The organism is Mesorhizobium sp. P5_C1, assembly GCF_054049815.1.
This window is the reverse complement of sequence record NZ_JBFULQ010000364.1, coordinates 1-5809: the sequence shown is the minus strand read 5'-3', so window position 1 is coordinate 5809 and position 5809 is coordinate 1. Positions and strand designations below refer to the sequence as shown.

Here is a 5809-nt window from a genome sequence, read left to right as displayed (position 1 = left end):
CTTTCCATCACCGATGTCGAGAAGGCCTACGGCAAGGCGAAGGTCATCCACGGCGTGTCGGTGGACATTGCTTCGGGCGAATTCGTCACCCTCGTCGGCCCATCCGGTTGCGGCAAGTCGACCTTACTGAGGATGATCGCCGGGCTGGAGGACATCAGCACCGGCGAGATCGCGCTCGAAGGCGAGGTCATCAACGACATCGCGCCGAAATCGCGCGACATCGCCATGGTGTTCCAGAACTATGCGCTCTACCCGCATATGACCGTGCGCGAGAACATGGCTTTCGCCTTGACGCTGAAGAAGGAAAACAAGCGCGAGATCGACGACAAGATTGCGCGCGCCGCGACAATCCTGGGCCTGCAGGATCTGCTTGAGCGTTATCCGCGCCAGCTTTCCGGTGGCCAGCGCCAGCGTGTCGCCATGGGCCGCGCCATCGTGCGCGAGCCGAAGGTCTTCCTGTTCGACGAGCCGCTCTCCAACCTCGACGCCAAGCTGCGTGTGCAGATGCGCACCGAAATCAAGGCGCTGCACCAGCGCCTGGGAACCACCATCGTCTATGTCACTCACGACCAGGTCGAAGCCATGACCATGGCCGACAAGATCGTCGTCATGAATGGCGGTATCGTCGAACAGGTCGGCGCCCCGCTCGACCTCTACGACCGGCCGGCCAACCTGTTCGTAGCCCAGTTCATCGGCTCGCCGGCGATGAACATCCTGCAAGGGCGCAGCACCGCCGACGGCTTCACCACTGGCGACGGCATCGTCTTCCCGCTGCCTGTGCCGGAACAGACCGAAAGCGCCGTCGCCTGGGGCATCCGGCCCGAACATCTCAGGCTTTCCGACAGCGGCGTGCCGGCAGTTGTCGAAGTGGTCGAGCCGACCGGCTCGGAAACCCTTGTCATTGCCAAAGCCGGCAACAACACGCTGAGCGCGCTGCTGCGCGAGCGGATCCGCGTGATGCCGGGTCAGCAGGTTTTCCTGGCCCCGGACCTGACACAGCTCCATCTGTTCAACGCCGAGGGTCGGCGCATCACGTCCACGATCCAATAGATCGCGGCGGCTACATTGCCACCGATGAGAAAAGGCAGGCGCCGGCGCCTGCCCTTTTTGTCCTAGCCGATCAGATGCCTCAGAATGCCCGCCGAGGCGACCCCGATCAGCACGGTCGGCAGCATGGAGAACCGTGTTGCGGCGACAAAAGTGATGGCCAGCGCCAGAAGGTCAGCCGGGTTCCTCGACACGAAGGCCGGTGCGATCACCGAGATCAGAACGCAGCCGGGTGCAGCCTCCATCACCGCCGTGGCACGGACGCTGAGCGTGCGGTTGCGCAGCACGAGATAGCCGCCGATCCGGGTCAGATAGGTGACGCCGGCCATCAGCACGATGGTGAAAAGGGTCGTCGCGTCGATCATGTTTCTCTCCAGAAGAACCAGGCCGAGACCAGCCCCGACACCGCACCCGCCGCGACATACCAGGCGCCGGGAACCATGAGATAGGTCAGCGCCGCGACGACAAGGCTGACCAGCCAGGGCCGCGCGGCGGCCACGCCCTTCCACATGCCACGCATCAACACCAGGAAGACCGCCGGAAACGCCATGTCGAAACCATAGGTCTCGACATGGCCCAGCATCGGGCCGAGCAAGGCACCCAGCGTGGTGAAGGCCACCCAGGTGAGATACATCGCCAGTGCCGCGCCCATATAGTAGCGCGGGCTGAAGGCTGGCGTGATACCAGCCGCGGCGCGCTGCCTGGCGTCGGCAAGCCCGAGCGCCCAGCTCTCGTCGCATAGGAAGAACAGCGCCGGAAACATCTTGCGCGGCGGCAGGTGACGCAGGAACGGCGCCAATGCAGCCCCCATCAGCAGGTGCCGGCTGTTGACCAGGAAGGTGATGGCGACGATGAGCAGGATGTGTGGCGGCGACGTCCACAGCTGGATCGCCGCGAATTCCGAGCCGCCGGCAAAATTCAGCCCTGTCATTGCCGAGAGTTCGACGACGCTCAAGCCTTTCTGGGTGGCCTGGGCGCCGAGCACCAGCGCATAGGGGATGGTGCCGAACAACACCGGCGCGCATGACGCCACGCCACGGCGGAACTCGGACGTCGAACCATCGCCTGCCGCCTCGACTGCCTGTGAAATGCTCATGTTTTGCCATCGGTCGGCCTCGCGGCCGCCGCTTCCAATTGCGTTTGAAATCAGTGATGTCGGCGGCAAATATACCGATACCGTCCAGCAATTTGGTTGCGAAGATTGTTGTATTTCATCTATCTTTGGCATTGAGTGCCGCAAATCACCAGAGAAATGGAATCCGTAGCCATGAAGCTCGATGAGATCGACAAACGCATCCTGCGGGCACTGCAACGCGACGGCCGCATGGCCAACAATGATCTGGCCAACGAGGTCGGGCTGTCGCCATCGCCTTGCCTGCGGCGCGTGAAGCTGCTGGAGGAGGCCGGCGTCATCGACCGCTACGTCGCCGTGCTCAACCCAGCCAGCATCGGCAAGGGGCTGACCTTCTTCACCCGCATCTGGCTGAAGCAGCAGGACGAGGACACGATCGAGCATTTCGCAACCGAAGTGGCCAAGCTGCCGCAGGTGATGGAATGCTATCTGATGCTCGGCGATTGCGATGCCCTGGTGCGCGTGGTGGCGGCCGGCATCGACGACTACCGCCGCTTCCAGTCGGAGCATCTGAGCCGCATCAAGGGTGTGCAGAACGTCAAGACCGACGTCCCCAGCCAGACGATCAAATACACATCCGAACTGCCGCTATGACGCATGTCACCCAAGAGTGTGAAGCGGTTTTGGGACCACGACATGCGTCCAAAAACCATGTCGCCCAAAAGTGTGAAGCGGTTCTGGGAGCGTGACACGCCGCCTGTAGAAAGCGGCCGGGGCGACCGGAAAAGGCGCCAGTTAGACTGGATAAAAAATGCAACCGGATTGTAGGATCGATATCCGTGCCAGCGTCCTTCGGACGCAAGCAGCGCGCTGCGCTGCGCTCTGGCATGGGAGAAAAATATGAGCCTTTCCTATCGTTGGGTCATCGTCGCGGCTGGCGCGCTGATGTCCTGTGTCGCCATCGGCACGATGTTTTCGCTGGCGATCTTCCTCGAGCCGATGGCGATCGACACCGGCTGGTCGCGCGCCGGCATTTCGAGCGCCATGACCCTCAACTTCCTGGTGATGGGCCTTGGCGGCTTCGCCTGGGGCGCCCTGTCCGACCGTTTTGGCGCCCGCATCGTCGTGACAATCGGCGCGGTGCTGCTCGGGCTGGCACTGGTACTGGCCAGCCGCGCCGGCTCGCTGCTGACCTTCCAGATCACCTATGGCGTGTTGGTCGGCCTCGCGGCCAGCGCCTTCTTCGCGCCGATGATCGCGCTGACATCAGGCTGGTTCGACACCAACCGCAGCCTTGCCGTCTCGCTGGTCTCGGCCGGCATGGGCGTGGCACCGATGACGATCTCGCCCTTCGCCCGTTGGCTGATCTCGGCCTATGAATGGCGCACGGCCATGTTCGACATCGGCATCACCGCATGGGTGCTGCTGTTGCCGGTCGTGCTGCTGGTCCGCCAGCCGCCGAAGCCAGCCGTGGCCGATATCGGTTCCGCACCGGTTGCCGAAGGCGCCGGCCTGACGGCCGGCCAGGCGCTGCGCTCACCACAATTCATCGTGCTCGGGCTGACCTTCTTTGCCTGCTGTGCTGCCCATTCCGGGCCGATCTTCCATATGGTCAGCTATGCCATGCTATGCGGCGTGGCGCCCATGGCGGCGGTCTCGATCTACAGCGTTGAGGGCCTGGCTGGGCTTGGCGGGCGGCTTCTCTACGGCGTGCTTGCCGATCGGCTCGGCGTCAAGCCGGTGCTGATCGCGGGCCTGGCAATCCAGGCGATCGTCATTGCCGCCTATCTCAGCATCAGCCAGCTCGAGCAGTTCTACATGCTGGCCGTCATCTTCGGCGCCACCTATGGCGGCGTGATGCCGCTCTATGCGGTGCTGGCGCGCGAGTATTTCGGCCAGCGCATCCTGGGCACCGTGTTCGGCGCCGCGACCATGCTGTCCAGCCTCGGCATGGCGCTCGGTCCGCTGGCCGGCGGCATGGTGTTCGATGCCTATGCCAACTATTCCTGGCTGTTCATCGGCTCGGCCATCATCGGCCTAGGCGCGGTCGGCATCGCGATCGCCTTCCCGCCGCTGCCGCGCCGGGAGTTGCAGACGGCGTGATCTTTGGAGTCTAGCCGAAATGGGCTTGCAGCACGGCTCGAAATTTTTGCATCGTCTTTTCGGTTGTCTGCGCATCGGCAGCCGCAAAACCCATGACAAGCCCGTTTTGTTCCGAGCCGTGACGGTACTGGATCGATAGGGCCGAGACGTTGATCCCCTGATGGAGCAACGCCTCGGCAATCGCCGCGTCGTTACATCTATCGCGGAAAATGCCGACAACCTGGATGCCGGATTCGGTTGAATGAAAATCCAGCCATTCTCCGAGATGCCTTTGAGCGCTCTCTAGGAAGAACTGCCGCCTGTCCGCATAGAGGCGTCGCATGCGCCTCAGATGGCGGGTAAAGTGCCCCTCGTTCATGAAGTCCGCCAGTGCTGCCTGGGCAAGCAATGGGGCGAACTGGCCGGTCACGCTCAGCGCCGAGACGATTGTGTGGTCTATCGCCTTGGGCGCCACCAGAAAGCCGAGGCGCATGGCCGGAAACAGGATTTTCGCGAAGGTACCGACATAGACCACGCGGTTCGACGCGCCGATGCCCTGCAGCGCCGGTATAGGTTGCCCCTGAAAACGGTATTCGCCATCGTAGTCGTCCTCGATGATCCATGACCGCCAGGTCTCGGCCATGTGCAGGAGATTGAGCCGCTGTTCCATCGGCATGGTTATGCCGAGCGGATGGTGGCAGGAGGGCGTCACGAAAATCATGCGCGGAATGACAGGAGGCGGATCGAGGTTCCAGCCTGCATTGCCCACGCGCAGCGGCGCCAGTTTCGCCCCAGCCGAGACGAAAGCCGAACCCGCCCCGTAGTATCCCGGCTCCTCCATCCACACCGTGTCGCCTTCGTCGATCAGCAGCCGGGCCAGGAGATCGAACGCCGACTGCGCGCCATTGGTCACGACGATCTGCTCGGCGGTGCACTGAACGCCCCGCGACGCGGTGAGATAGCGAGCGATAGCCTCGCAAAGAGGTGGATAGCCTTTGACGTGATAGGTCCCGAAAAGGTCGATATGCGCAAATTTTGCGCGGCGGCTGAGCAGTTTCGACCAGGTGTTGAACGGAAAATTATCCGGGTCCGGCATGCCGGGATGAAATGCGAGCATGCCGGGTCGGCCGTGATGATAGGGTTGGGCGAGCATGGCCTGCCCGCGCAATGATATCGGATTCTCACCCTCGACCGATACATGCTCCGCCGCGGTCGAACGGGTCGGCAGATCCATGACCACCGAGGGCCGGCGTGGCCTTATCGCCAGATAACCCTCCAGCGCCAGCTGGTCGCAAGCTGCAATCACCGTGTTGCGGCCCACCTGCAGATCACGCGCCATGACCCGTGTCGAGGGCAGCGCGTGGCCGCTCGGCAGCACACGCCGTTCGATCAGACCGCGCAACTGGACGTAGAGCTGCCTGTGCAGGTTGGCGGAACTGCCGCGATCCAGCGCAATACCGTCGATTGGAAAACTCGTCTTCATCGTGGTTCCGAAAAATCAATGCAAACTGGTTCTAACAATGGAACCAAAGCAGTCCTACGCTCAAGAAAAATGCGTTCAGGTTCAGGTGGGGCTGACCGATGCAGTGCATAAGGGTGGGAGTGATC

General features: G+C 62.6%; 6 protein-coding genes. 3 read left to right on the top strand and 3 right to left on the bottom strand.

The window, feature by feature from the left end; all coding sequences use genetic code 11:
• Positions 1-1050 (top strand): ABC transporter ATP-binding protein (locus tag ACXJ7R_RS23150; protein ID WP_457153880.1); only part of this gene is annotated, 1050 nt, incomplete at its 5' end.
• A gap of 62 nt (positions 1051-1112) precedes the next feature.
• Here ACXJ7R_RS23150 and ACXJ7R_RS23145 read toward each other — a convergent pair.
• Both ACXJ7R_RS23145 and ACXJ7R_RS23140 read right to left on the bottom strand, forming a co-directional pair.
• Positions 1113-1412, bottom strand: a complete 300-nt coding sequence (locus ACXJ7R_RS23145) for an AzlD family protein (protein ID WP_095090988.1) — start codon at positions 1410-1412, stop codon at positions 1113-1115.
• Positions 1409-2143, bottom strand: coding sequence for an AzlC family ABC transporter permease (locus tag ACXJ7R_RS23140; protein WP_457153879.1), 735 nt, complete (start codon positions 2141-2143; stop codon positions 1409-1411). Before ACXJ7R_RS23140 ends, ACXJ7R_RS23145 begins: the two co-directional genes overlap by 4 nt.
• 171 nt (positions 2144-2314) lie before the next feature.
• Here ACXJ7R_RS23140 and ACXJ7R_RS23135 point away from each other — a divergent pair, with 171 nt between their 5' ends.
• Complete coding sequence (locus tag ACXJ7R_RS23135; protein ID WP_095090987.1) at positions 2315-2773, top strand: Lrp/AsnC family transcriptional regulator; 459 nt, start codon at positions 2315-2317, stop codon at positions 2771-2773.
• 246 nt (positions 2774-3019) lie between these two features.
• On the top strand, positions 3020-4222 hold the full coding sequence (locus ACXJ7R_RS23130) for an MFS transporter (RefSeq protein WP_457153878.1): 1203 nt from the start codon (positions 3020-3022) through the stop codon (positions 4220-4222).
• Positions 4223-4232: 10 nt separating this feature from the next.
• Here ACXJ7R_RS23130 and mocR read toward each other — a convergent pair whose 3' ends face one another.
• Positions 4233-5684 (bottom strand): rhizopine catabolism transcriptional regulator MocR, encoded by a 1452-nt coding sequence (gene mocR, locus ACXJ7R_RS23125; protein WP_457153877.1) that lies wholly within the window; start codon positions 5682-5684, stop codon positions 4233-4235.
• Positions 5685-5809: the final 125 nt, after the last annotated feature.

What these genes read in the sequence shown, in the direction of transcription:
- mocR (WP_457153877.1), bottom strand. Translation starts at nt 5,684, where the DNA reads ATGAAGACGAGTTTTCCAATCGACGGTATTGCGCTGGATCGCGGCAGT.
- ACXJ7R_RS23140 (WP_457153879.1), bottom strand. Translation starts at nt 2,143, where the DNA reads ATGAGCATTTCACAGGCAGTCGAGGCGGCAGGCGATGGTTCGACGTCC.
- ACXJ7R_RS23135 (WP_095090987.1), top strand. Translation starts at nt 2,315, where the DNA reads ATGAAGCTCGATGAGATCGACAAACGCATCCTGCGGGCACTGCAACGC.
- ACXJ7R_RS23130 (WP_457153878.1), top strand. Translation starts at nt 3,020, where the DNA reads ATGAGCCTTTCCTATCGTTGGGTCATCGTCGCGGCTGGCGCGCTGATG.
- ACXJ7R_RS23145 (WP_095090988.1), bottom strand. Translation starts at nt 1,412, where the DNA reads ATGATCGACGCGACGACCCTTTTCACCATCGTGCTGATGGCCGGCGTC.